The sequence below is a fragment of the Psychrobacter sp. 1Y4 genome (genome assembly GCF_051847555.1).
The window spans coordinates 1-502 of the sequence record NZ_JBPYDE010001232.1 but is presented as its reverse complement, the minus strand read 5'-3'; the positions used below and the strand labels follow the sequence as shown (position 1 = coordinate 502).

General features: G+C 40.4%; 1 pseudogene. It reads right to left on the bottom strand.

Annotated elements, in window-relative coordinates:
• Positions 1-279 precede the first annotated feature (279 nt).
• Positions 280-502, bottom strand: a pseudogene (locus tag ACS8FC_RS21290) (hypothetical protein); the annotation flags it as partial.

Sequence of the window (502 nt, the reverse complement as noted above, 5' to 3'; positions counted from 1 at the left end):
GACTTGGTTTAATGCATACCATTCGCCAGACAGAGACGCCTATTAATGCAGAGTTTGATGCGCTGTTTGTAATTTTATGGCGCGCCATCTCTAAACCTGAGGCCTAAAATGAGTTTCATAAAACTGACACTTAGCAATATCTGACTCTTACAAAAAACATCACGTAAAAAACCAAAAAGCCCCACGATACAGTGAGGCTTTTTTATACTTATTTTCAGTCAATGTTATTATTCAATCAATGCAATTAACAGCTCGTGCTGTTTATACGCTCAAAAAATTTTAGATACTGCTAGATTTTGGCAATCCATACTTTGCATGGTCGACCACGTGGTTGTTTTGTTCAATAGTCAGTCGATAGCCTTTGATGATACCGTCGTATGGCAAACTGCCCTCATACTGCTGATAATGCTCGCAGATGCTGTCTTGAATCACTGATTCACGCGTAGCATCATCTAGTTTGGCAAAACCGCTAGGCAAGTGTACTTGCGCAAAACGTGAAGCC